The sequence below is a fragment of the Cupriavidus sp. GW823-FHT06D04 genome, from assembly GCF_058795055.1.
The window spans coordinates 14776-37583 of sequence record NZ_JBXAHL010000024.1 but is presented as its reverse complement, the minus strand read 5'-3'; the positions used below and the strand labels follow the sequence as shown (position 1 = coordinate 37583).

The 22808-nt window shown below is 69.5% G+C and carries 15 protein-coding genes; 5 read left to right on the top strand and 10 right to left on the bottom strand.

Annotated features, from left to right (window positions below; translation table 11 throughout):
- Nucleotides 1-150: 150 nt before the first annotated feature.
- From AC1Q7H_RS25310 to AC1Q7H_RS25285, 6 genes are all read right to left on the bottom strand, one after another.
- Nucleotides 151-2685 carry a glycogen/starch/alpha-glucan phosphorylase gene (locus AC1Q7H_RS25310; protein ID WP_013953210.1) on the bottom strand — a complete coding sequence of 845 codons (2535 nt, stop codon included), beginning with the start codon at nt 2683-2685 and terminating at the stop codon, nt 151-153.
- Between the two features lie 110 nt (nt 2686-2795).
- Nucleotides 2796-5048, bottom strand: a complete 2253-nt coding sequence (gene malQ / locus AC1Q7H_RS25305) for a 4-alpha-glucanotransferase (protein ID WP_492378022.1) — start codon at nt 5046-5048, stop codon at nt 2796-2798.
- Nucleotides 5045-7279, bottom strand: a complete 2235-nt coding sequence (gene glgX, locus AC1Q7H_RS25300; RefSeq protein ID WP_013953208.1) for a glycogen debranching protein GlgX — start codon at nt 7277-7279, stop codon at nt 5045-5047. The genes malQ and glgX overlap by 4 nt, the downstream gene beginning before the upstream one ends.
- Nucleotides 7276-9546: a 1,4-alpha-glucan branching protein GlgB gene (glgB, locus tag AC1Q7H_RS25295; RefSeq protein WP_492381871.1), complete on the bottom strand. Its 2271-nt coding sequence runs from the start codon at nt 9544-9546 to the stop codon at nt 7276-7278. The genes glgX and glgB overlap by 4 nt, the downstream gene beginning before the upstream one ends.
- Nucleotides 9543-12908 (bottom strand): maltose alpha-D-glucosyltransferase, encoded by a 3366-nt coding sequence (gene treS, locus AC1Q7H_RS25290; protein WP_492381870.1) that lies wholly within the window; start codon nt 12906-12908, stop codon nt 9543-9545. Before treS ends, glgB begins: the two co-directional genes overlap by 4 nt.
- 21 nt (nt 12909-12929) lie before the next feature.
- Nucleotides 12930-16346 carry a maltotransferase domain-containing protein gene (locus tag AC1Q7H_RS25285; protein WP_492381869.1) on the bottom strand — a complete coding sequence of 1139 codons (3417 nt, stop codon included), beginning with the start codon at nt 16344-16346 and terminating at the stop codon, nt 12930-12932.
- 342 nt (nt 16347-16688) lie between these two features.
- Between AC1Q7H_RS25285 and AC1Q7H_RS25280 the strand changes: the two genes are divergently transcribed.
- From AC1Q7H_RS25280 to AC1Q7H_RS25265, 4 genes are all read left to right on the top strand, one after another.
- Nucleotides 16689-17060: a hypothetical protein gene (locus AC1Q7H_RS25280; RefSeq protein WP_153953480.1), complete on the top strand. Its 372-nt coding sequence runs from the start codon at nt 16689-16691 to the stop codon at nt 17058-17060.
- Nucleotides 17061-17097: 37 nt separating this feature from the next.
- Nucleotides 17098-17541 carry a PA2169 family four-helix-bundle protein gene (locus AC1Q7H_RS25275; RefSeq protein WP_153953481.1) on the top strand — a complete coding sequence of 148 codons (444 nt, stop codon included), beginning with the start codon at nt 17098-17100 and terminating at the stop codon, nt 17539-17541.
- Between the two features lie 151 nt (nt 17542-17692).
- On the top strand, nt 17693-18835 hold the full coding sequence (locus tag AC1Q7H_RS25270) for a flavodoxin family protein (RefSeq protein ID WP_492378026.1): 1143 nt from the start codon (nt 17693-17695) through the stop codon (nt 18833-18835).
- Nucleotides 18836-18879: 44 nt separating this feature from the next.
- A complete protein-coding gene (locus AC1Q7H_RS25265) occupies nt 18880-19446 on the top strand; it encodes a BON domain-containing protein (RefSeq protein ID WP_013953201.1) in 567 nt (188 codons plus the stop codon).
- Here the strand turns inward: AC1Q7H_RS25265 and AC1Q7H_RS25260 are convergent.
- Nucleotides 19440-20255, bottom strand: coding sequence for an erythromycin esterase family protein (locus AC1Q7H_RS25260; RefSeq protein ID WP_492378027.1), 816 nt, complete (start codon nt 20253-20255; stop codon nt 19440-19442). The genes AC1Q7H_RS25265 and AC1Q7H_RS25260 overlap by 7 nt on opposite strands.
- A 65-nt stretch (nt 20256-20320) precedes the next feature.
- Complete coding sequence (locus AC1Q7H_RS25255; protein ID WP_010814536.1) at nt 20321-20542, bottom strand: DUF2188 domain-containing protein; 222 nt, start codon at nt 20540-20542, stop codon at nt 20321-20323.
- A 173-nt stretch (nt 20543-20715) separates the two neighbouring features.
- Here AC1Q7H_RS25255 and AC1Q7H_RS25250 point away from each other — a divergent pair, with 173 nt between their 5' ends.
- On the top strand, nt 20716-21024 hold the full coding sequence (locus tag AC1Q7H_RS25250) for a hypothetical protein (protein WP_010814535.1): 309 nt from the start codon (nt 20716-20718) through the stop codon (nt 21022-21024).
- Between the two features lie 55 nt (nt 21025-21079).
- On the opposite strand, the gene AC1Q7H_RS25245 is transcribed toward AC1Q7H_RS25250, so the two are convergent.
- Nucleotides 21080-22438, bottom strand: coding sequence for an MFS transporter (locus tag AC1Q7H_RS25245; RefSeq protein WP_492378028.1), 1359 nt, complete (start codon nt 22436-22438; stop codon nt 21080-21082).
- 141 nt (nt 22439-22579) lie between these two features.
- A complete protein-coding gene (locus AC1Q7H_RS25240) occupies nt 22580-22804 on the bottom strand; it encodes a DUF2783 domain-containing protein (protein ID WP_013953198.1) in 225 nt (74 codons plus the stop codon).
- Nucleotides 22805-22808: the final 4 nt, after the last annotated feature.

The window sequence follows — 22808 nt, the reverse complement described above, 5'->3', positions numbered from 1 at the left end:
CGAACTCCATGCCCGCAGAACGACGCTTTGCGAGGCCGCATGCTGGCGGGGGCTACCGCCAGCGCGGGCTTTGTTACATGGGCCATTGTAGAAACTTCCGGCGCACTGCGGACGTGCGCTAGCCCACGCCCGCAGTGCCCGTCACATCGCTTACGCGGCGCGCACCGGAGATTCACCCTGCCAGGGCGCGCCGCTGGCGCGGTGCAGCAGCCGGACCGGCACCGGCTCGATGTGCCAGATGCGCTCGCAATACTCGCGGATCGCCCGATCCGATGAAAAGCGCCCGGAGCGCGCGCATGACAGCACCGACATGCGTTGCCAGCGCGCCGGCTCGGCAAAGGCCTGCGAGACTTTCTCCTGGCACTCGATGTATGAGGCGAAGTCGGCCATCAGCAGGTAGGGATCGTGCATCTGCTGCGGGTTGAACAGCGGACGGAACAGCGCCGGGTCGCCGCGCGAGAAGAAGCCCTGCTGGACCAGGTCGATCACCGCGCGCAGCTGCGGGTTGCTGTGGTAGTAGGCGGCAGGGTCGTAGCCGCTTGCACGCAGCGCATAGACTTCCGGCGCGGTCAGGCCGAACGGGAAGAAGTTGTCGTTGCCCACTGCTTCGCGCAGCTCGATATTGGCGCCGTCCATGGTGCCGATATTGAGCGCGCCATTCATCGCGAACTTCATGTTGCCGGTGCCGGACGCTTCCTTGCCCGCCAGCGAGATCTGCTCGGCCAGGTCGGCCGCCGGGTAGATGCGCTGCCCGTAGGTGACGTTGAAGTTGGGCAGGAACACCACCTTGAGCCGGTCGCGCATCTGCGGGTCGCGGTTGACCACGTCGGCCACCGAGGTGATGAAGCGGATCATCAGCTTGGCATAGGCGTAGCCCGGCGCAGCCTTGCCGCCGAACAGGAAGGTGCGCGGCTGGACCTCGGTGCCGGGGTCGGACTTGATGCGGTGGTACAGCGCGATCACATGCAGCACCGCCAGGTGCTGGCGCTTGTATTCGTGGATGCGCTTGACCATCACGTCGAACATGGAGGACGGGTCCACCACCACGCCGGTGGTGTCGCGGACCAGCTCGGCCAGCGCCACCTTGTTCTGGTGCCGCGCGGCGTGCCATTGTTCGCGAAAGCCCGCGTCCTCGGCATATGGCTCGAGCGCGCGGATCTGCGCCAGGTCGGAGATCCAGCCGTCGCCGATCGCCTCCGACACCAGCCGCGTCAGGCGCGGATTGGACAGCGCCAGCCAGCGCCGCGGCGTCACGCCGTTGGTGATGCTGGTGAACTTCTCCGGCCACATCTCGTAGAAATCCTTGAGCACGTCCTCGCGCATCAGGCGCGAGTGCAGCTCGGCTACGCCGTTGATGGCGTGGCTGCCCACGCACGCCAGGTTGGCCATGCGCACCTGCCGTTCGCCGTACTCATTGATCAGCGACAGCCGCGCCAGGCGCGATTCGTCGCCGTAGAAGCGGATCCGCACCTCGTCCAGCAAGCGCGCGTTGATCTCCAGGATGATTTCGAGATGGCGCGGCAGCACACGGGCAAACAGCGGCAGCGGCCACTGCTCCAGCGCCTCGGGCAGCAGTGTGTGGTTGGTGTAGGCAAAGGCATTCTGCGTGATGTGCCAGGCCTCGTTCCAGGGCAGGTCATGGTCGTCGACCAGCAGCCGCATCAGCTCGGCAATGCCCACGGCCGGGTGGGTGTCGTTCAGCTGCACCGCGAACTTCTCGTGGAAGCGCGTCACCGGGATGCCGTCAACGGCGAGCAGCCGCAGCATGTCTTGCAGCGAACAGGCGACGAAGAAGTACTGCTGCTCCAGCCGCAGCTCCTTGCCCTGGCTGGTCTCGTCGTTGGGGTAGAGGACCTTGGTCAGGTTCTCGGAAGTGACCTTCTTGCTGACCGCGCCCAGGTAGTCGCCGCGGTTGAAGGTATGGAAGTCGAAGGCCTCGGTGGCGTCTGCGCGCCACAGCCGCAGGGTGTTCACGGTATTGACGCGGTAGCCCAGGATCGGCGAGTCGAACGGCACACCCACCACGGTCTTGGCCGGCACCCAGCGTACGCGGTAGTGGCCGCGGTCGTCGGTGTAGTGTTCGGTGTGGCCGCCCAGGCGCACCTGCACGGCCCACTCTGAGCGCTGGATCTCCCAGGGGTTGCCGTTGCGCAGCCAGGTATCGGTCGATTCCACCTGCATGCCGTCGATGATGGTCTGCTGGAAGATGCCGTATTCGTAGCGGATGCCATAGCCGAGCGCGGGGATTTCCAGCGTCGCCAGCGAATCCATGAAGCAGGCCGCCAGCCGGCCCAGGCCGCCATTTCCCAGCCCCGGCTCGACCTCTTGCTCCAGGATGCGGTCGAGATCCAGCCCGGCAGCGGCCATGGCCTCGCGCACCTCGTCGAAGATGCCCAGGTTGATCAGGTTGTTGCCCAGGTGCGGGCCCATCAGGAACTCCGCCGACAGGTAGGCGACGGTGCGCGAGGGCTGGCCCAGGTAGGCCTCGGCGGTGCTGATCCAGCGCTGCACCAGGCGGTCGCGCACGGTATGCGCCGCGGCCTGGTAGAGGTCGTTCTGGCTGGCGTGGCCGGGCAGCTTGCCCTGGGTATGGAAGACGTGGTCGAGGAAGGCCCGGCGCAGGCTGGCGCCGGAGAGGGCGGTACGGGTGTCATCGGCATGCTCGGGCCGGATAGATTCCTTCATGGCGAGGCTCCTGCGCATGTGCGTGCGTCAAGCTTAGTGGATGGAGCAATCCCTGCAGGGAGATCGCGGCGCTGGTCTTGCAGGCGGCACTTATTGCGGGCGACCGATGGCTACGCGCGCGGCGGCGGATGGCGTGCGCCGTGCCGGCCGCCGCGCAAGGCGTCAGCCCGCGCCCGCACCACCGGGGTATCGAACAGCGCACGTACATCGGCATCGAGCCGGCGCTGCCAGTTGGGATGGACGCTGGTGGTGCCGGGCAGGTTGGGCTGCTCGGCCTCGCCCAGCAGGTCTTCCAGCGGCACCAGGCGCATGGCGGTGCGCGCCGTGCCCAGCCACGCCAGCACGGCATCGAGCGGGGCATGGGCAGGGCCCGGCACGGCGGCGCCGCTGCACAGCCCCGCTTCGCACAGCGCCTGCCAGAGCGCGCCGCGCTCGCGCGCACGGCCGGCTTGCATCACTGCAAGGGTTTCGCCGGGCGCCAGCAGGTGCAGCCGGTCGCGCCACGCCAGGTCACGGCCGGCCCACCAGCCGGTGACTGTGGGGAGGTCATGCGTCGAGGTGGTGGCGACGGCATCGGGCGGCCAGGCTGCGGGAGGCAGGAAGGCCGGCACGGCGTCGGGCGCAGGGGCGGGCACCCGCTGAGCTGCCTCCGCGGCATCGGCTGGCGCGCGCTCTTCGCGCTGGAACCACAGCACGTCGATGCCCAGCACGCCACGGGCCGACAGCGCCGCATTCAGCTCCGGCGGCACCGTGCCCAGGTTTTCGCCGATGATGATCGCGCGGTGCCGCCATGATTCCAGCGCCACCAGCCGCAGCAGATCCTGCAGCGGATAGCGCAGGTAGGCGCCTTCGCTGGCCGGGGCACCGGCCGGCACCAGCCACATGCGTGCCAGCCCCAGCACATGGTCGATGCGCAGCCCGCCGGCATGGGCCAGGTTGGCGCGCAGCATCTCCAGGAAGGCCGCATAGCCGCGGCGGCGCAGCCCGCGCGGCGAGAACACCGCCACGCCCCAGTCCTGCCCGAGCGGGTTGTACAGGTCCGGCGGCGCGCCGGCATGGAAGCCCGCCAGGATCTCCTGTTGCCGCGTCCAGGCCTGGCTGCCGCCAGGGTCGGCGCCCACCGCCAGGTCGGAAACGATGCCGACCGCCATGCCCGCGCCGCGTGCCGCGCGCTGCGCGCGTGCCATGCCGTCGGCGGCGATCCATTGCAGGAAAGCGTGGTAGGTGACCTCATCGGCATGGGCCTGTGCAAAGGCCGTCACGGCGGCATCGCCGGGCGAGCGCAGCGTGACCGGCCAGCAGCGCCAGTCAGGCGCGGCGTTGTGGTTCATGCCGTTGGCGCTGTCGGCCAGCCGCCGGGCCTGGATGGCTTCGTAGCAGGCGTGCGCGTGCAACGCAGTGCCGCCGCGCGCGCGAAAGGCGGCGCAGTCATCGAGCGCCGCGCGCGGCAGCAGCGTTTCGCTGCGCTCCCATAGCCACCGCAGGAGGGCGTAGCGCAGCGGCGTCAGCCTGATCCAGTCGATCTCGCTGCGGGCTTCCAGCGCTTGCAGCGCCTCGCCCGCGCCGAGCGCGGCGACGGCCGCGTCCACCGCGGCCTGCCCGAATTGCACGGCGGGGTCGGCATAGAGCGGATTCAGGAACAGGCGGCTGGACGGCGCATACGGGCTATAGCGCTCGGGCAGGGCGGCAAAGCCGGCGTGCAGCGGATTGATGGCCACCGCGTCGGCGCTGGCGCCGGCCGCGCTGATGCAGCACTGCGCCAGCGCGCTCAGGTCGCCCATGCCGCAGGGCGCGCCGCGGCGCAGGCCATAGAGCTGCACTGCCAGGCCCCAGGGCCGGCTCAGTTCGCCCGCGCGGCCGGCGTGCCGCAGCGCATCGGCAACGCCGTAGCAGCGCGGCGGCGCGATCGCCAGCACGGTGTGCGCATCGCCCAGTTCCAGGCGGTGGTAGCCGCATACGTCGATGGCAGGCAGCAGCATGGTGCCGTCGCTGTTGCGCGCGCTGTCATGGTTGCCACGCACCGCGGTGCCAGTGACGATGGCGCCGTCTTCCAGCGTCATGCGGTAGGACCGCTGCGGCAGCGTATGCGGCCACGGCACCGCCACCGGCTTGCCGCGCTCGGCGGTGACCAGCGGCGGCAGTGCATGCGCGGCGTCATCGGAGGCAAGCCACGCGCGCGACGCTTCGCACTGGCCAGTGGTGGCGCCGGGCAGGCCCAGGCCGTCCAGCACGCGCCGCAGCGCGGCGTCGGAGACAGTCTGGGGCTGGTTCCAGGCATCCGTCCACCGGGGCAGCAGGCCCGCGCACAGCGCCAGCGCATGCAGCGGCGTGGGCGCGTCGTGGCGGGTGGCGCGCCGGCTCACGCTTGTACCTCCTGCGGCGCGCCCAGGGGCGGGCTTTCCTGGGGCGCGCTCTGGCGGCTGCGCGCCTGGGCCGCCAGCAGCACCAGCGAGTGGCCCGCCACCACCTGGCTGTCGGCGACCGCCTCACCCGCGAGTTCGGCCTCGGTGGCGTCGGGCCGGCTGCTGTCGAACAGCAGCGTCCAGGCCAGCGCGGGCTCGGGCAGCAGGAAGGAGGCATCGGCATCGCCGGCGTTGAGCAGCAGCAAGGTCACCTGCACGGTGTCGGCATCGGTCTCCTCCTCTTGAGCCAGCGAGCCCAGCTGCGCACGCTCCGGTTGGGGCGGCGCTGCCGCGCGCCGCAGCGCGAGCGTGCGGATCTCCGGGTCGGCCCATTCCTCGGGCGTGGGCGGCTTGCCGTCTGTATCGAACCAGGCAATATCGGCAATGCCCCGCGCCGGCTCCTCGCGCCCGTGCGCGAAGCGGTCGCCGGCCAGGGAGTGCAGCCGCCGGCGCAGGCCCAGCAGGCGGCGCACCATGTGCTGCAGCGGCTGCGCGCCGGGCGTCTGGGCCTGCTTCCAGTCCAGCCACGAGATCTCGTCGTCCTGGCAGTAGGCGTTGTTGTTGCCTTGCTGGCTGCGGCCCCATTCATCGCCGGCGGTCAGCATCGGGGTGCCCTGCGACAGCAGCAGCGTGGCCATCAGCGCCTGCGCCACGCGCGCGCGGCAGGCCAGGATGGCGGGGTCGTCGGTGGGGCCTTCGACGCTGCCGTCGGGACTCCAGTTGGCGCTGGCATTGTCGTCGGTGCCGTCGCGGTTGTCTTCGCCGTTGGCCTCGTTGTGCTTGTTGCTGTAGCTGACCAGGTCGGCCAGCGTGAAGCCGTCGTGCGCGGTGATGAAGTTGATGCTGGCCCACGGGCGCCGGTGGCGGCGGTCGAAGAGGTCGGCCGAGGCCGCCAGCCGCGCCGCCAGTTCGCCGCGGTGGCCGGCGTCGCCGCGCCAGAAGCGGCGCGCCACGTCGCGGAACTTGTCGTTCCACTCGGCAAAGCCGGGCGGGTGGTTGCCAAGCTGGTAGCCGCCCGGGCCCAGGTCCCACGGCTCGGAGATCAGCTTGACGCGGCTCAGCACCGGGTCCTGCATCAGCGCATCGAAAAAGCCCGAGCCCGCATCGAAGCCATTGCCCTCGCGCCCGAGGGTGGTGCCCAGGTCGAAGCGGAAGCCATCGACGTGGTAGCACTGCACCCAGTAGCGCAACGAGTCCATCACCATCTGCAGCACGCGCGGATGCGACAGGTTGAGCGTATTGCCGCAGCCGGTGTCGTTGATGTAGTGGCGCTCGTCGCCCGGCACCAGCCGGTAGTAGCTGGCGTTGTCCAGCCCGCGCCACGACACCGTCGGCCCCAGCGCGTTGCCCTCGCAGGTATGGTTGTAGACCACGTCCAGGATCACTTCGATGCCGGCCGCGTGCAGGCGCCGCATCGCCACCTTGAATTCCTGCAGTTGTCCGGTGCCCAGGTAGGCGGGCTCGGGCGCGAAGTACGCCATGGTGTTGTAGCCCCAGTAGTTGCGCAGTCCGCGCTCCAGCAGGAAGCGGTCCTGCAGGATGGCGTGGACCGGCAGCAGCTCGACGGTGGTGATGCCGAGCTGCACCAGGTGGTCGATAAAGCGCGGGTCGCACAGCGCGGCGAAGGAACCGCGCAGGTTGGGCAGCAGGTCGTCGCGCAGCATCGACAGGCCCCGCAGGTGGGCTTCATAGATGACCGTGGACGGCCACGGCACCGCGGGCGGGCGGTCGTCGCCCCAGTGGAAGCTTTCGTCGACCACCACCGCCTTGGGCATGGTGGGGGCGCTGTCGCGGCGGTCCGGTGTCAGGTCGCCGCGCGCACTTTGCAGGCGGTAGCCGAACAGCGCATCGGACCAGCGCACCGGGCCGCTCAACTGGCGCGCATACGGGTCCAGCAGCAGCTTGTGCGGGTTGAAGCGGTGGCCGTGCGCGGGATCGTAGGGGCCGTGCGCGCGGTAGCCGTACAGCGTGCCGAGCGCCGCATTGGGCAGGTAGCCATGCCAGATCTCGTCGGTGCATTCCGGCAGCCGCAGGCGCGCCAGCTCCTTGCGCCCGTTGTCGGAGAACAGGCACAGGTCGATGCGCGAGGCATGGGCCGAGAACACCGCGAAATTGACCCCCAGGCCGTCCCAGTGGGCCCCGAGGGGATACGGCTTGCCCGGCAGCAGCCGGTCCGCGAACTGGCGGCTCATGGCGATGCGCCCTGGATGCCGCCACCCGGATCGAAGCGCAGCACCAGCGTGGCCAGCGGCGGCAGCGTCAGCGCGAGCGAAGCCGGCTGCCCGTGCGAAGGCACGTCCACTGCCGCTACCGCGCCGCCGTTGCCGACATTGCTGCCGCCATACACGGCGGCATCGGTATTCAGGCATTCCTGCCAGGCACCGGCGTACGGCACCCCGAGCCGGTAGCCATGGCGCGGCACCGGGGTCATGTTGACCACCACCAGTACCACCTCGCGGCTGTATGGGCCCGCGCGGCGCAGCCACGCGAACACGCTGTTGTGGTTGTCGTCGCCCACTACCCAATGGAAGCCTTCCGGGCGGTGATCCAGCGCATGCAGCGCAGGCAGCTCGCGGTAGAGGCGGTTCAGGTCACGCACCAGCGTGTGCACGCCGCGGTGCATGGGGTGGTCCAGCAAGGCCCAGTCAAGCTCGGCATCGTGGTTCCATTCCTGCCACTGCGCCAGCTCGCCGCCCATGAACAGCAGTTTCTTGCCCGGGTGCGCCCACATGAAGCCGTAGTAGGCGCGCAGGCCGGCAAAGCGCTGCCACTCGTCGCCGGGCACCTTGCCGATCATCGAGCCCTTGCCGTGCACCACCTCGTCATGCGACAGCGGCAGCACGAAGGCCTCGGACCACGCATAGACCAGCCCGAAGGTCATGTCCTGGTGGTGCCAGGCGCGATGGACGGGCTCGTGCCCGAGATAATGCAGCGTGTCGTGCATCCAGCCCATGTTCCACTTGAAGTCGAAGCCAAGCCCGCCGCTGGCGACGCTGGCGGTCACGCCGGGCCACGCGGTGGATTCTTCGGCGATGGTCAGCGCACCGGGGCAGCGTTCGTGGACCACGGCGTTCAGTTCGCGCAGGAAGTCGACGGCTTCCAGGTTTTCGCGGCCGCCGAAGCGGTTCGGCACCCATTGGCCGGGCTCGCGGCTGTAGTCGCGGTAGAGCATGGATGCGACCGCGTCCACGCGCAGGCCGTCGGCGTGGAAGTGCTCCAGCCAGTGCAGCGCGCCGGCCAGCAGGAAGCCGCGCACCTCGTTGCGGCCGAGGTTGTAGATCAGGGTGTTCCAGTCCTGGTGGAAGCCTTCGCGCGGGTCCTCGTGCTCATAGAGCGCGGTGCCGTCGAAGCGCGCCAGCCCGTGCGGATCGGTCGGGAAGTGCGCGGGCACCCAGTCCAGGATCACGCCGATGCCGGCCTGGTGGCAGCGGTCGATAAATGCGGCGAAGGCCTGCGGCGGCCCCAGCCGCGCGGTGGGTGCGTACAGTGACAGCGGCTGGTAGCCCCAGGAGCCGCCAAACGGGTGCTCGGTGATCGGCAGCAGCTCGATATGGGTAAAGCCAAGTTCCTGCACGTACGGCACCAGCCTCTCGGCCAGGATGTCCCAGCCGCGTTGCGGGTCGTTGGCCGCCTGCAGCCACGACAGGGCATGGACTTCATAGACCGACATCGGCGCGGCATAGGGATCAGCGGCGCTGCGGCGCGCCATCCAGTCGGCATCATGCCAGGCGAAGGGGGGCGCGCCCTGGTCCGGTCCGGTCACCACCGAGGCGGTGGCCGGGGGTGCCTCGGTGGCCAGCGCGAGCGGGTCGGCCTTGTCCGGCAGCTCGGTGCCGTGCGGGTCGCGCAGGTCGTACTTGTAGCGGCTGCCGGGCTGCGCGCCCAGCGCGGCGGGGATGAACAGCTCCCAGATGCCGCTGGGGTGTCGCAGCCGCATCGGGTGCCGCGCCGGGTGCCAGCCGTTGAAGTCAGCGATCACCGAGACCCGCTGCGCGTTCGGCGCCCACACGGCAAAGCGCACGCCGTCGATGCCGTCCACGCGCTGCCACTGCGCGCCCAGGCAGGCGCCCAGCTCGAAGTGGCGGCCCTCGGCGATCAGGTGCAGGTCCAGTTCGCCCAGCAGCAGGCCAAAGGCGTAAGGGTCGGCGCTGCACTGCCCGGTGCCGTCGGACCATTGCACGCGCAGCCGGTAATCGGGCGCACTGCCCTTGTATTCGCGTGGCAGCCGCGCGGCGAAGACTCCGCCGCCGTGCAGCAGCGCCATCTCCGCCAGTGGCGTGCCGCCCGCATCGGTCAGCTGCGCCGACGTCGCCCCCGGCAGGCAGACGCGCACCAGCGTGCCGTCGCCGTCAGGGTGCGGACCCAGCACGGCAAACGGGTCATGGTGGCGGGCACCGAGCAAGGCCTCGAGCTCGTGGACCGGCAGCATGCCAGGCTTCGTACCATGGGCGGGGGTCATGGCTGGTCTCCCGGCGCCAGCAGCTTGCGCAGCAGGCGCGCCAGGCCGCTGACCGGCAGGTCGATCCACGCCACGCGGTTGGCGGCTTCGTAGTCGACCTCATAGGCCGCCCGTTCCAGCAGGAACAGGTCCAGCAACGGCTGCAGCTGGCCGGGCGCGACCCAGGGTGTGCCCGAGTCCTGCATGTGCTGGTGGTAGCAGTTCAGGAAGGCTTCGCTGGCGGTGGTACGGAAGCGCTCCAGCAGCAGCGCGCGGCGTTCGGCCAGCTGCGGCGGCAGTTCGCTGTGGGTGCGCTCCTGGCGGTCGGTGCCGACCGTGGCCGCGGCGTAGTCCAGCGAGCGCAGCAGCCCGGCCACATCGCGCAACGGCGAGGTCTTGCGCCGGCGCCAGTCCAGCGGCAGGCCGGGCTCGCCCTCGAAGTCGACCAGGTAGGTGTCGTTCTGCGCAATCAGCACCTGGCCCAGGTGGAAGTCGCCGTGGATGCGCGTCTGCAGGCTGCCAGGCGCGGCGGCGGAGAGCTGTTCGACCAGTGCGGGCAGCGCGTCGCGCGCGGCCATCAGGGCCTGCACGTCGGTCTCGCAGGCCTGGCGCACCGGTCCCGGCACGGTGGCGGGCAGAGGCTCCAGCCGCGTCAGCGCGCGCTGCAGCGCACGCAGGGCTTGCCCGGCCCACGCGCGCGCATCACGTTCGGTGGCCGGCAACGGCGCGAAGGCGTCGTCGCCGGTGGGCCGTGCCAGCACCGCATGGAGCTCGGCCAGCCGGCGGCCGAGCGTGCCAGCCAGCGCGGCGTAGCCGTTCATGGCCTCGGCAAACTCGTCCTCGCTCTCCTGCGCGGGCAGCGCGTCATCGATGGCGCGGCCCAGGTAGTCCAGGGTCCAGTCCCAGCCATTGCCCTGGTTCAGGACATAGCCCTGCAGCAGCATCAGCGTATGCGGCACGCCATCTGGCCCGGTGCGCACCACCTCGCCCAGCAGCGGCGCCGCGTGGGCATAAGCCTGCGCCGTCAGGTAGCGCGTCATCTCGGCCTCGGGGTGGATGCCGCCAGAGACCCGGCGCACCATTTTGAGCACGGCGGTGTTGTTGTAGGACAGCGAGCTGTTGGACTGCTCGGCCGACATGTATTCGATCGGGGCGCGCTCCAGTTCCAGTTCCAGCGCGGCCAGGCCGGGCTCGGCGCGGAAGTGGATGATGTCGTTCCCGGCGTGCATCTGCACGTCATTGCGCAGCGCGCGCACCACCTCGCGCGCAAAGGGCTCGACCACGAAACCGTCGGTGGCCAGCCCCACGCGGCTGCCCTGGCGCACGCGCGCCATCGACAGGCCGTGTGCCAGCTGCGACACGCTGTCGGCGCTCTCCCGGTCCCACAGGATGCCCAGCGGCAGCTGGTAGCGTTCGGTGCGGCCAGGCAGGACCACCTCGACCTCACCCAGGTAGACATCTTCGCCGCTACTGCCGCGCGCAAATGGAAGCATATAGGCTAGGTCGATGCGCTCAATGCGCTCGTGCTTGGCGCCGAACCAGCGGCGCCGGCCGATGTAGTGCGGCAGCACGTCGCTGGCCATGATGCGGCGCGAGGCGTCGGTCAGCTCCGGCCGGCCAATGTTCTGCATCACGAGGGTGATCTGGTCTGGCATCTGCTCAGGCGCCTCCACGTGCCACGACGGCGGCTGTGCCTCGTCGCTGAGTACGAACCAGTAGAAGCCATAGGGCGGCAGCGTCAGCAGGTAGGTCAGCGTGCCGATGGCCGGGAACGGCGTGGCGCCCATCATCTCCACCGGCACGCGGCCGTTGAAGGCAGACAGGTCCAGCTCCACCGCCTGCGGCGCGCGCGACAGGTTGGCCACGCACAGGATGTGCTCGCCCTCGTATTCACGCAGGTAGGCCAGGATCTTGCGGTTGCCGGGAAACAGGAAGCGCAGCGCGCCGCGGCCGAAGGCACGGTGCTTGCGCCGCAGCGCCAGCATGCGCCGCATCCAGTTCAGCAGCGAATGCGGGTCGCGCGCCTGCGCCTCGACGTTGACGGCCTCGTAGCCGTACAGCGGCCCCTGCAGCGGCGGCAGCACCAGCCGCTCGGGGTCGGCGTGCGAGAAGCCGCCGTTGCGGTCGGGCGACCACTGCATCGGCGTGCGCACGCCGTCGCGGTCGCCCAGGTGGATGTTGTCACCCATGCCGATCTCGTCGCCGTAGTAGATCACCGGCGTGCCCGGCATCGAGAACAGCAGGCTGTTCATCAGCTCGATGCGGCGGCGGTCGCGCTCCATCAGCGGCGCCAGCCGGCGGCGGATGCCCAGGTTGATGCGCGCGCGCCGGTCGGTGGCGTAGACCTCCCACAGGTAGTCGCGCTCGCTGCTGGTCACCATCTCCAGCGTCAGTTCGTCATGGTTGCGCAGGAAGATGGCCCACTGGCAGTTGGGCGGCACCTCCGGCGTCTGGCGCATGATGTCGGTGATCGGGAAGCGGTCTTCGCGCGCGATCGCCATGTACATGCGCGGCATCAGCGGGAAGTGGAAGGCCATGTGGCATTCGTCGCCTTCCGGCTCCGGGCCGGTCAGGCCGAAGTACTGCTGCGCGTCCTCAGGCCACATATTGGCTTCTGCCAGCAGCATGCGGCCGGGGAAGCGCGCGTCCAGGTGGGCGCGGATATGGCGGATGACGGCATGGGTCTCGGGCAGGTTCTCGTTGCTGGTGCCTTCTCGCTCGACCAGGTAGGGCACCGCGTCCAGGCGCAGCCCGTCGACGCCCATGTCGAGCCAGTAGCGCATCACCGACAGCACCTCGTTGAGCACCTGCGGGTTGTCGAAGTTCAGGTCCGGCTGGTGCGAGTAGAAGCGGTGCCAGAAGTAGGCGCCCGCCACCGGGTCCCAGCTCCAGTTGGACTTCTCGGTGTCACAGAAGATGATGCGGGTGCCGGCGTAGGCCTGGTCATGGTCCGACCACACGTAGTAGCGCCGCGCCGCCGAGCCGGGCTTGGCGTTGCGCGCGCGCTGGAACCATGGATGCTGGTCGGAGGTGTGGTTGATCACCAGCTCGGTGATCACGCGCAGTTCGCGCGCGTGCGCCGCGGCGATAAAGCGGCGCGCCTCGGCCAGCGTGCCGTAGTCGGGGTGGACGTTGCGGTAGTCGGCGATGTCGTAGCCGTCGTCGCGTCGCGGCGACGGATAGAACGGCAGCAGCCAGACCGTGTCCACACCCAGGTTGACTAGGTAGTCGAGCTTGGCCAGCAGCCCGGCAAAATCGCCCACGCCGTCGCCGTTGGCGTCGTAGAAGGACTTGATGTGGAGCTGGTAGATGATCGCGTCCTTGTACCAGAGCGGATCGGCGTTGAGCAGGGCGGCACTGCCGGTTTCGGTAAGGCGTTTCATCCGTGTCTCCACGTATCCCTGTCAGGCGCCGTGCGGGTCGGTCGAGGCCGGCGCTACGGGTGGGCGGGGAGCGGGACGCTCCAGCGGGCGCACATGCCAGACCGTGAAGGGCAGTTGCGCCGGATCCAGCCGGATGCGCTGGAGCTTGCCGCGCAGCTCGAAGCGCCGGCCCTGCATCAGGTCGTGCACCGCCAGGCCGGCCTGGTCGGGCAGCCCCCATTCCCACAACGGGATTTCGATATCGGCCTCGTGCGCCGTGTGCGGGTCCAGGTTGATTGCGGCCAGCAGCACGTCGTCGCCGAACAGGTAGTCGGTGCCCGGCATGAAGCGCGCGAACCACAGCACCGCGTCGCTGCCGGCATGGTAGAAGCGCAGCCCCAGGTGGTTCTGCAACGCCGGGTGCCCGGCGCGGATCTCGTTGAGCCGTGAGATCTCCGCAACGATATTGCCGGGCTGCTGCCAGTCGCGCACGCGCAGCTGGTATTTCTCGGAATCAAGGTATTCCTCGCGCACCTTGCCGTTCAGCACAAAGGGCGCGCTCTCGCACAGCTCGAAGCCGCTGTACATGCCCCACAGCCCCGACAGCAGCGTGGCCAGCGCCGCGCGGATCAGGAACGCGGGGCGACCGCCCTGGTGCAGGAAGTAGGGGTTGATGTCAGGTGTGTTGACGAAGAAGTGCGGCCGGAAGAAGTCGCGAAGCGGGCTTTGCGTCAGCTCGGTCAGGTATTCGGTCAGCTCCCACTTGGCATTGCGCCAGGTGAAGTACGTGTACGACTGGCTGAAGCCCAGCTTGGCCAGCCGCGCCATCATCTTCGGCCGGGTGAAGGCCTCGGCCAGGAAGATGGTGTCGGGGTGGCGCGCGCGCACGTCGGCGATCATCCACTCCCAGAACGGCAGCGGCTTGGTGTGCGGGTTGTCCACGCGGAAGATGCGCACGCCCTGGTCGGCCCAGAACATCACCACGTCGCGCAGGGCCTGCCATAGCGCGGCGCCCGCCGGCGGGGCGGCGTAGAAGTCGACGTTGACGATGTCCTCGTATTTCTTGGGCGGGTTCTCGGCATAGCGCAGCGAACCGTCGGGGCGGTGTGCGAACCATTCCGGGTGGTCGCGCAGCCACGGATGGTCGGGCGAGCACTGGATGGCGAAGTCCAGTGCTAGCTCCAGGCCATGTCTGGCCGCCGCGTCGCGCAGGCGGCGGAAGTCTTCAAAGGTGCCGAGCTCGGGATGCAGCGCATCGTGGCCGCCTTCCTTGCCGCCGATGGCGTAGGGGCTGCCGTGATCGCCCGGCTCGGCACGCAGGCTGTTGTTGCGGCCCTTGCGGTGGGTGCGTCCGATCGGGTGGATCGGCGTGAAGTAAAGCACGTCGAAGCCCATCGCGCGAATGGCGGGCAGCCTGGCGATGACATCGTCGAAGGTGCCGTGGCGGGTCTCGTCGTTGCTTTGCGAACGCGGGAACAGCTCGTACCAGCTGGCGTAGCGCGCGGCCAAGCGATCGGCCTCAACCGGCATGGCCACCGGATGACGCGAGGCAAACGGGCGCCCCGCCGGGGTTGCCATCACTGCCTGCATCGTGGCCGCCGTGCGTGGCGACAGCAGGATCTCCTGCCGGCGGGCGTCATCGCCGGCAGCGGTGGTCAGTTCGTCGACGATGGCTGAGAGCTCGCTGTTCGTGGGTACTTTCCGGTTGTCCTTGCTGCCATTGCCCTGCTTCCCGTTCCTGGCAGGCTGCAGCAGCGCATCGGCCACCAGCCGCGCGCCTTCCTCGATCTCCAGTGCCACGTTGAGGCCGGCCGCGCGCTTCTTGCCGATCTCGTCGAGCCAGCTGGCGAAGGTGTCGCGCCAGGCCTCGACCGTGAATTCATGCCGGCCCAGCGCTACCAGCGGAAAGCTGCCTTCCCAGCGGTCGTTGATCACGGGCTGCATCGGCGCTTTGTGCCAGCCAGTCTCGCCCGGCGCACGCCACAACACCGCGGCGGCAAGCTTGTCGTGGCCATCCATCCAGATATCGGCACTGACGGTCACGCGCTCGCCCACCACGCGCCGCACGGCGAAGCGGCCTTCGTTGCAGGCGGGCTCGACGTGCTCGATGGCGATACGCGGGGCCTCCATCGCCGCCACCACGCTGCCCAGGCCGGTGGCGGCCAGCGTTTCATGGCCGTGCGGCGCGCGCGCGTCGGCGGCCGGCATGCCGGGCCGCGTCAGGGGCACCGGCGGCACTTCATAGAGGCGGATATCGGCGGGCGCCAGCGTGATGCTGGCCAGCGCATCGAGCCGGTGGTTGGCATCAAGCGTCCCGCCCGGGCCACCCAGTGACAATTCCAGGTGTGCGCTGGCGTGCGGCAGCGCGCTCAGCACGCGGTCGGCGCCCAGCGTGCCCGGCGCTGCGGGATCCGGATTGAGTACCACTGCCAGGGCGGCGGCGCCATCGGGTACCGCAGGGTCGCTACGGTTGCCTGCCGCGTCGGGCGGGGCGCAGGCGCCGTTCGGCACAGGCAGCCGTGCCAGCACCGTCAGCGGCGCGTCGGGTCCGCTCAGCAGCCGCACGGCGAGGGCCGGTGTCGGATCGCGCGCAGCCAGCCAGGTATTGGTTTCCAGAAGCTCATGGGTGATGTCGTACGGCGCACCCTGATGCACGGCGCCATCCGCGGCCAGCGGGTCGCGTGCCAGCGCGCCGCCGGTCTCGAAGCCGGCCGGCACCAGGATGCCGTCGCCAATCGCCGCGGCGGTCCACAGCGCACGCCGCGCGCTGAGCGCGTCATGGCTTGCCGGCGTCAGCGCGGGGGCGGCAAGCACCCGGCCAAACGGGCGCAGCCGCGCGATTTCCTCGGTCAGCCAGGGGCTGCGAAAGTCCCACCATGGCAGCGAGCAGAAGGCGGCGTCGAAGCCGGCGGGCGCCAGGTCATTCAGTTGCGCCGGCGTCAGTCCCGGCGTCCACGCCAGGAAGCACGGTGCACCGCGCGCCTGTGCCGGCACGGCATCACTGCGCAGCGTGCCGGTCAGCGCGGCCCAATGCCGGCCGGGCACGCGTGCCGGCGCACGGCAGCAGAAGCCCGCCGCGCCTGCCGCCCAGGCCTGGCGCAGCCGGGCCGCCCACCACTGCACCAACGCGTCGGCCGCGCGCTGGTCATGCCAGCGCAGGCGCGCGCCGGGGATGTGGCTGTCGGTCTCGTGTGGGGCGAAGGCTGGGGTCGCACTGTCGACCCAGCCAGGGTCGGGAGCTGGCCAGGCGCCGTCGGCGTGGTCGACCGCATAGCGGTCCAGTGAGATGTCGAGCAGCGGGGCCAGCCCGTGCCGGGCGCAAGCCGCGAAAGCGTCTTCGCCGGGCAGGTGCGGCCAGCCGCCGATCAGTACGTGGTCGAAGCCCAGTGCCGCCACGCGCTGGAGCGCGTGTTCATCGGCATCGGGCGTTCCGGTCAGGTCGATCTGGCAGATCCGCACAAAGTCCTCCCGGTGTTTCGCTCCGACGGAGCAACAAAAATCCCGGTCCGGCACCTCGCGGCACGCCGGCGGGATGGCACAGCCATGCGAAGTGCGTGCCAGCGCGCCCGGCCAGTCGCCATTGCGCGCCCGGCCAAGGCCCCTCAAGGGCAAGCGCCGCGGCACCTCATGTGCGCGATGCCGTACTGCTTGTAAAAACTACCGGTGCGCGCCGTGCCGATGGAAAGAACGCGCAGGGCAGTGGGGCCGATGGAGCGCGGTGTCCCCGCCGGTACGCTTCTTGCCCCTGTTGGGCAGCGCGTGTTGTTCCCGGCACGGTGGGAAGGCCGCGGAAGGAGACGCATGGACTGGTGGCTGGAGGCAGCGCAATGGCCGGCGATGGTGGTGACGGTGGTGGCCACCTGGCTGGTCGGCTCACGCCGGACCGCGCGCCGGCGGGCCGGCTTCTGGGTCTTCCTTGCCAGCAACGTGCTGTGGATTGCCTGGGGCTGGCACGGCGGCGCCTACGCGCTGGTCGTCCTGCAGCTGGCGCTGATCGCGATGAACCTGCGCGGCACGCGCGAGGCCCGCAAGGCGTGGCCACCCGCCTCGCACCGCGCGCTTGCAGCCACTGGCGGCGCGCGGATCGAGCCGCTATCCTTGCACGAGCCCGGTGTGCGGCGCACGTCCGGCGCGAGCGAGCAACCGCCGGCGGCAGCCGGCCCCGATCGGTGACTTCACAGGTCCGCACGCGGACCAGGGCAGGTGTGTCATGGCGAAGAAGAAGATCCTGTTGCTCAATGCGCTGATTGCGGCATCGCGCGAAGGCGAGCTTGGCTGCCGCGGCGCAGCGCTGGCCGCCGTCAATCCCCACCTGAAATCGCTGCTCACCAGCCGCGCCAATGCGTTTGCGCAAGCGGCGCGGGAACTGCAGGCGTGCCTGCTTGACCTGGGGCAGCTGCCCGACATGACGGCGGCCTCGGCCGCGTCGGCCGGACGTGCCATCGGCAAGCACGGCTCGGACCGGTCCATCCTGCAAGCGGTCAGCAAGCGCGAGCACGCCGTGCAGCGGCGCTATGCGCGGGCCCTGCGCGCGCAGGTGCTGGGCGCGCGCCTGCGCGCCGTGGTGCGCCGCCAGTACCGTGGGGTGCAGGTCAGCCACGAGCTGTTTCGCGTGCTGCAGCAGCAGTACCGGACGCCGCCGGCAAGCCCGTAGCCGCCGGCCCGAGACCGCATTTCTTACAAGGCAACGAACGAATTGCACGCGCGGCCGGCCGCCACGCAGGGCGCCGCGCGCAATGCATGCCGCCCGGGGATGGCGCTCATCTTGCATGTCTGCGGGACATGCATCCCGTACGGAGACCGTCATGCCCGAGCAGCCGCCCAAGCCAGCCCGGCCATCGCAGGATGCGCCGCGTGCGCCGCGCCATCCCGGCAACCCGGAAGATGTGCGCAAGGGACAGGTGACCACCCCGCTGCCGCGCGACACTTTCCGCCAGCGCTTTCTTGCGCGCTTCACGGATCCCGCATACCGGCAGGAGGATGAGGCGCTGGACCGTCTCGAACGCATCGCCTGGTATGCCTACCAGGAAGGCCGCAAGGCACCCCGGACACATAAGGCCGGGCCTGGCCATGCCGATCCGGACTATGAACTCTCCGACGAGTGGCGCGCCGCCAGCGAGGCCGTGCGCAGCGCTCAGCAGCGCCAGGCCGATCCCGCCACGCCATCGCGCGTGCTGCTGGTGTGCGCCGCGGCGCGCAACGACTACACCTGCCCGGGCGAGATGTCGAAATCCTGGCGCCTGGCCGGGCGCGCACGGGAACGGCTGGAGGCGGCCGGCATCGAGGTCGATCTGCTCGACCTGAGCCTGCTCGCTTCAGATGCCGACCTGCGCATCCATCCGTGCAAGGCGTGCGTGTCCACGGCAATGCCGTTATGCCACTGGCCGTGCAGCTGCTATCCCAACCATGCGCTGGGCCAGGTCAACGACTGGATGAACGAAATCTATCCGCGCTGGGCGGCCTGCCACGGCGTGCTGATCGTGACGCCCGTGTACTGGTACCAGGCTGCCAGTCCGCTGAAGCTGATGATGGACCGGCTGGTCTGTGCCGACGGCGGCAATCCCGACCCCACCAGCACGCATGGCAAGGACGTGGTGCGCGCCAAGGCGTTGGAGCTGTCCGGCTGGGACTATCCCAAGCACCTGTCCGGGCGCGCCTACGGGCTGGTGGTGCACGGCGACGTGGCCGGCACCGAGGGCGTGCGCCGCGCGCTGGCCGACTGGCTGGACTGGATGGGCCTGATCGATGCGGGCCCGCAGGCGCGGCTGGACCGGTATATCGGCTACTACGAGCCCTATGCCACCAGCCACGTGGCACTGGACGAAGACCCTGGCGTACAGGGCGAAGTGGACAACGTGGCGCGCGCGCTCGCGTGTGCGGTGCGGCAGTTGCGCAAGGGCGAATTGCGCGCGCCGGACCGCGGGCTGGTGCCGCCGCGGCAGAAGTAGCGGGATGCAGACGGACTGACGAATCGGGGCTAGCGGAGACGACGATGGATCGCAGAGACAACTGGCGCGGCCAGCCATGGCATGAGAGCGCCGTGCCTGAAGCCGATATGCGCAGCCACTATATGGGCGCCTACGGGGTCTACGACTATGACCAGCCAGTGGATCCGGGCGAGTCTGGCGGGCGCCGCGGGGCGCGGGAATGGCGGCCGGAGCGCATGCCGCCGGACGCGCCGGCGCCGCGCACGCGGGGCCTGGCCGATCCCTACCGCCAGTTCACTGGCTACAACGAGCGTATGGATCTCTACCGGGGCGGGCCGCAGCGGGCGCGGCCGGTGGGGCCGCGCAACTACCAGCGCACGGACGAGCGCATTCTCGAAGACCTGTGCGAGCAGCTCTCGCGTAGCGCGCGGCTGGACCTGAGCGATGTCGAAGTCCGGGTCGAGCAGGGCGTGGTGACGCTGGAGGGCAGTGTGCCGGACCGGCTGCAGAAGTATCGGATCGAGGATATTGCCGACGAGATCTTCGGCGTGAAGGATCTGGTCAACCACTTGCACGTGGCGCGGACGGCCGCAGCGCAAGCGCATCCGGGCCACGGCATGCGCATCTACTGAGGTGTGTCGCGCAGGTTCCAGCTGTCGTCGCTGCCGTGGTACATCACGCGGTAGTAGCGCTCGGCTGAGGCGACCAGGCGCGCGTTCTGCGCGGCATCGAGAAAGTCCTCGTGGCCCGCCCGGGCATAGGCCAGCCGCTTGTCCAGCAGCGCCTGCAGCTGTGCGACGACGGCATCCTCGCAGTCGGCATGCGTGCCGTGCAGCACGGCGCGCCCATAGCGCGCCGGATCCCTGCCCCACGGTTCCAGGCAGCTATAGCGCTCGCGCGCCGCTCGGGCGGCCTGCGGATCTACGCCCTCCAGGTAGGCCAGCACTGCGGCCATGGAAGCGCGCAGGCTGTAGATATCCAGGCCGAAGAATCCAGCGCGCTGCGCAGGCGCCAACGCTTCATTGTGCGTGTGCAGCCAGCGGATAAAGCGCGCCACCTCCAGGTTGCGCCACATCCAGACCGGGAAGCGTGTAAAGGCTGCGCCGGGCGATTCGGCTGGCAGTGGCGGGCGGCCGCGCACGTGGCGGTCGACTGCCGCGGCATCTGGCCAGTCTGCCTCGACCGCGATGATGCGGAAGCCGTGCCGGGCCACCAGGTGCGCCGTCAGCGCAGCGCGGGCGTGATAGAAATCGCTGGTGCCATGCGTGCTCTCGCCCAGCAGCACCACGCGGTGTCGGGCCAGCATATCGGCCAGCACGCCGGTGGCATTGGCAAACGGACCGCAGAATGGGCTCGCCGCCGGGTCGTCGATGGGCGGTAACGGAACCGCCGCAGCCGCAATCGCGGCGGCGGCGTGGGGGTCAGCCCGGTGGTGTGGCATGTCGCATCGGTATCCGGGATAACAGCGCCGGAGTCCTCTGCGGGGCCTGACGGGGTGGCCGGGGATCAGCCCGGAATGGTGCGCGGATCGTGGCCGAAGCTGCTGCGCGAGCGGATCTGGCCGTCGCGGCCGTGGATCAGCAGCTCGACATGCTCGCTCTGCGCCTTCGTGGTACCGGCCGCAACGGCTTCTTCCTGGGTGGCGTGGTGCGATTCCGCATAGCGCGCACCCTCGTGGATCACATCCCAGCCTTCGTCATGCGGCACGACGTGTATGTTGCTGCCCATGTTGGGTCTCCTCGACACTCGGTGCTTTCATTGTGGCGCATCTGTGCGCGCTGTCTATCCGGCGCCGTCTGACAGCCGCAAAGGGCATCAGGTTCCACTTTTCGATGGAAATCCCTGGTTATTTGTGCGGCCTCTTGTAAGCTGGACTTGGATCGCAAAAAGAGGAGCGGACCATGCGTGCAAGATTTGCCAGGGGGCTGACGCAGTCGCCGGTGACCGTGGTGGCCCGGGCGTTCGACGGAGAAGCGGTGCGCACTCCCCAGGTGGGCGACCTGGTGACGGTGTATAGCCAGGATCAGGACACCGAATTCAATATCCGCCTGTGCGAGGCCGTCGAGCCCGGCCGCTGGCGCGGCGTGGTCTACGCGATCGGCCGCGGACAGGACGTGCTGGTGACGGCCGAAGGGCTGGAGATCGACGACGTGGTTGAGGTGATGCGCGAGGAAATCGCCTCCGTCATCCCCTGCGGCCGATCCCACTGAACGCCGCACCCCGCGGGTGCGGACATTCCGGTTTTGAAGACGCCTGCGGCCCGGTTCAGGCCGGCCGCGCGGGCTGCCTTGGCACACCCAGCCACATGGCCAGTCCGCTGGCAAGCAGCAGCGCCGCGAGCAGGTAGAGGGCATTGTCCAGGCTTCCGGTCTGGGTCTTGATCTGTCCGATCACCCACGGGCTGACGATGCCGCTGGTGATGCCAATGCTGCTGATGAAGGCGATGCCGGCGGCCGTGCCCGCGCCCGGCAGGTAGCTGGGCGGCAGCGACCAGAACACCGGCAGCGCGGCAAAGATCAGCACCGCGGCCACCGACAGGATGGCCAGCATGACCGCCAGGCTGGGCAGGTGCAGCGTCAGCGCCGCCAGGGCCAGCGCGCCGCCTGCCGTGCACAGCAGGAAGTGGCGGTGGCGCTCGCCGGTGCGGTCGGAATGGCGCGCGATCAGGATCAGGCCGACCGCGCCCACGGCATTGGGCACTACCGAATACAGGCTGATCGACATCACGTCGGTGATGCCGAAGTCGCGGATCATCAGCGGCATCCAGAAGCTCAGCGCCAGCGAACCACAGGTCAGCGAAAAATAGATAAAGGCGAACAGGTACACGCGCGGGTTGCTCAGCACCTGCCGCAACGCGTGCAGCGAATGGCCGCCGGCATGTGCCTGCGCGGCGGTGTCGCGCGCCAGGTGGGCGCGTTCGCCGTCGGTTAGCCAGCTGGCCTGCTGCGGGCCATCCACCAGGTAGCGCGCGGCCACCAGGCCCAGCAGCACTGCGGGCGCGCCCTCGATCGCAAACATCCACTTCCAGCCCTGCAGGCCGAGCACGCCGGCCATGTCGCGCATGATCCAGCCGGACACCAGCCCGCCCAGCACACCCGCCACCGCCACGCCGGCAAAGAAGATCGCCATCACCGCGGCACGGCGGCGCGCCGGGAACCAGTAGGTCAGGTAGAGCACGATGCCGGGGAAGAAGCCGGCTTCGAACACGCCCAGCAGGAAGCGCAGCGTATAGAACTGCGTTGGGGTGGAGACGGCCATCATCGCCACCGAGGCCAGGCCCCACAGCACCATGATGCGCGTGAACGTGCGCCGCGCGCCAAAGCGCGCCAGCAGCATGTTGCTGGGCACTTCGCACAGCACGTAGCCGACGTAGAAGACAGCGGCGCCCAGGCCGTACATGGCGTCGCTGAAGCCCAGGTCGTGCTTCATCTGCAACTGGGCGAAGCCGATGTTGATGCGGTCCAGGAACGACACCACGTAGCAGACGAACAGGAACGGGATGATGCGCAGCCAGACCTTGCGGTAGAGCGCATCTTCATCGTGCGCAGCCAGTGCGGCGGGGGGCAGGGTGGGGGACGTCAGGCTGGATAGGGACGAAAGATCCCCTGAGACCGGATGGCTCATGAACGTTGTCTCCGTACGGTGGTGGCTGCGGCGGCGGGCAGCCGGAGGGTTCCGCCAGCGGGCAGCGTCTTGCGCGCGTTGGCCCGGGATGGTGCTGGGAAAAGAACAGGACAGGCGCGGCGGTGCCGCGCCTGTATCAGGTCAGGCGGGCGTGGCGGCCGGCATTTCAGTCACGCCTTCGCGCGCGGCGGCCATGGCGGCCAGCAGCACATCGTGGTCGCCGATATGGTTGGCCAGCAGCAGGATCAGCTGCGCATTGGCGGCCTGGCTTTGCGCCTCGTCGAGGTCGCGGTGCATCTCGATCAGCGCTTCGTAGAAGTCGTCGGGCCGCGCCAGGTTGGGTTGGGTGTTGAGCGTATTGGGCATCGGA

Coding starts and splice junctions, on each gene's coding strand:
- AC1Q7H_RS25310 (WP_013953210.1), bottom strand. CDS start 2,685: ATGAAGGAATCTATCCGGCCCGAGCATGCCGATGACACCCGTACCGCC.
- glgX (WP_013953208.1), bottom strand. CDS start 7,279: ATGAGCCGCCAGTTCGCGGACCGGCTGCTGCCGGGCAAGCCGTATCCC.
- glgB (WP_492381871.1), bottom strand. CDS start 9,546: ATGACCCCCGCCCATGGTACGAAGCCTGGCATGCTGCCGGTCCACGAG.
- treS (WP_492381870.1), bottom strand. CDS start 12,908: ATGAAACGCCTTACCGAAACCGGCAGTGCCGCCCTGCTCAACGCCGAT.
- AC1Q7H_RS25280 (WP_153953480.1), top strand. CDS start 16,689: ATGGACTGGTGGCTGGAGGCAGCGCAATGGCCGGCGATGGTGGTGACG.
- AC1Q7H_RS25275 (WP_153953481.1), top strand. CDS start 17,098: ATGGCGAAGAAGAAGATCCTGTTGCTCAATGCGCTGATTGCGGCATCG.
- AC1Q7H_RS25270 (WP_492378026.1), top strand. CDS start 17,693: ATGCCCGAGCAGCCGCCCAAGCCAGCCCGGCCATCGCAGGATGCGCCG.
- AC1Q7H_RS25265 (WP_013953201.1), top strand. CDS start 18,880: ATGGATCGCAGAGACAACTGGCGCGGCCAGCCATGGCATGAGAGCGCC.
- AC1Q7H_RS25260 (WP_492378027.1), bottom strand. CDS start 20,255: ATGCCACACCACCGGGCTGACCCCCACGCCGCCGCCGCGATTGCGGCT.
- AC1Q7H_RS25255 (WP_010814536.1), bottom strand. CDS start 20,542: ATGGGCAGCAACATACACGTCGTGCCGCATGACGAAGGCTGGGATGTG.
- AC1Q7H_RS25250 (WP_010814535.1), top strand. CDS start 20,716: ATGCGTGCAAGATTTGCCAGGGGGCTGACGCAGTCGCCGGTGACCGTG.
- AC1Q7H_RS25245 (WP_492378028.1), bottom strand. CDS start 22,438: ATGAGCCATCCGGTCTCAGGGGATCTTTCGTCCCTATCCAGCCTGACG.
- AC1Q7H_RS25240 (WP_013953198.1), bottom strand. CDS start 22,804: ATGCCCAATACGCTCAACACCCAACCCAACCTGGCGCGGCCCGACGAC.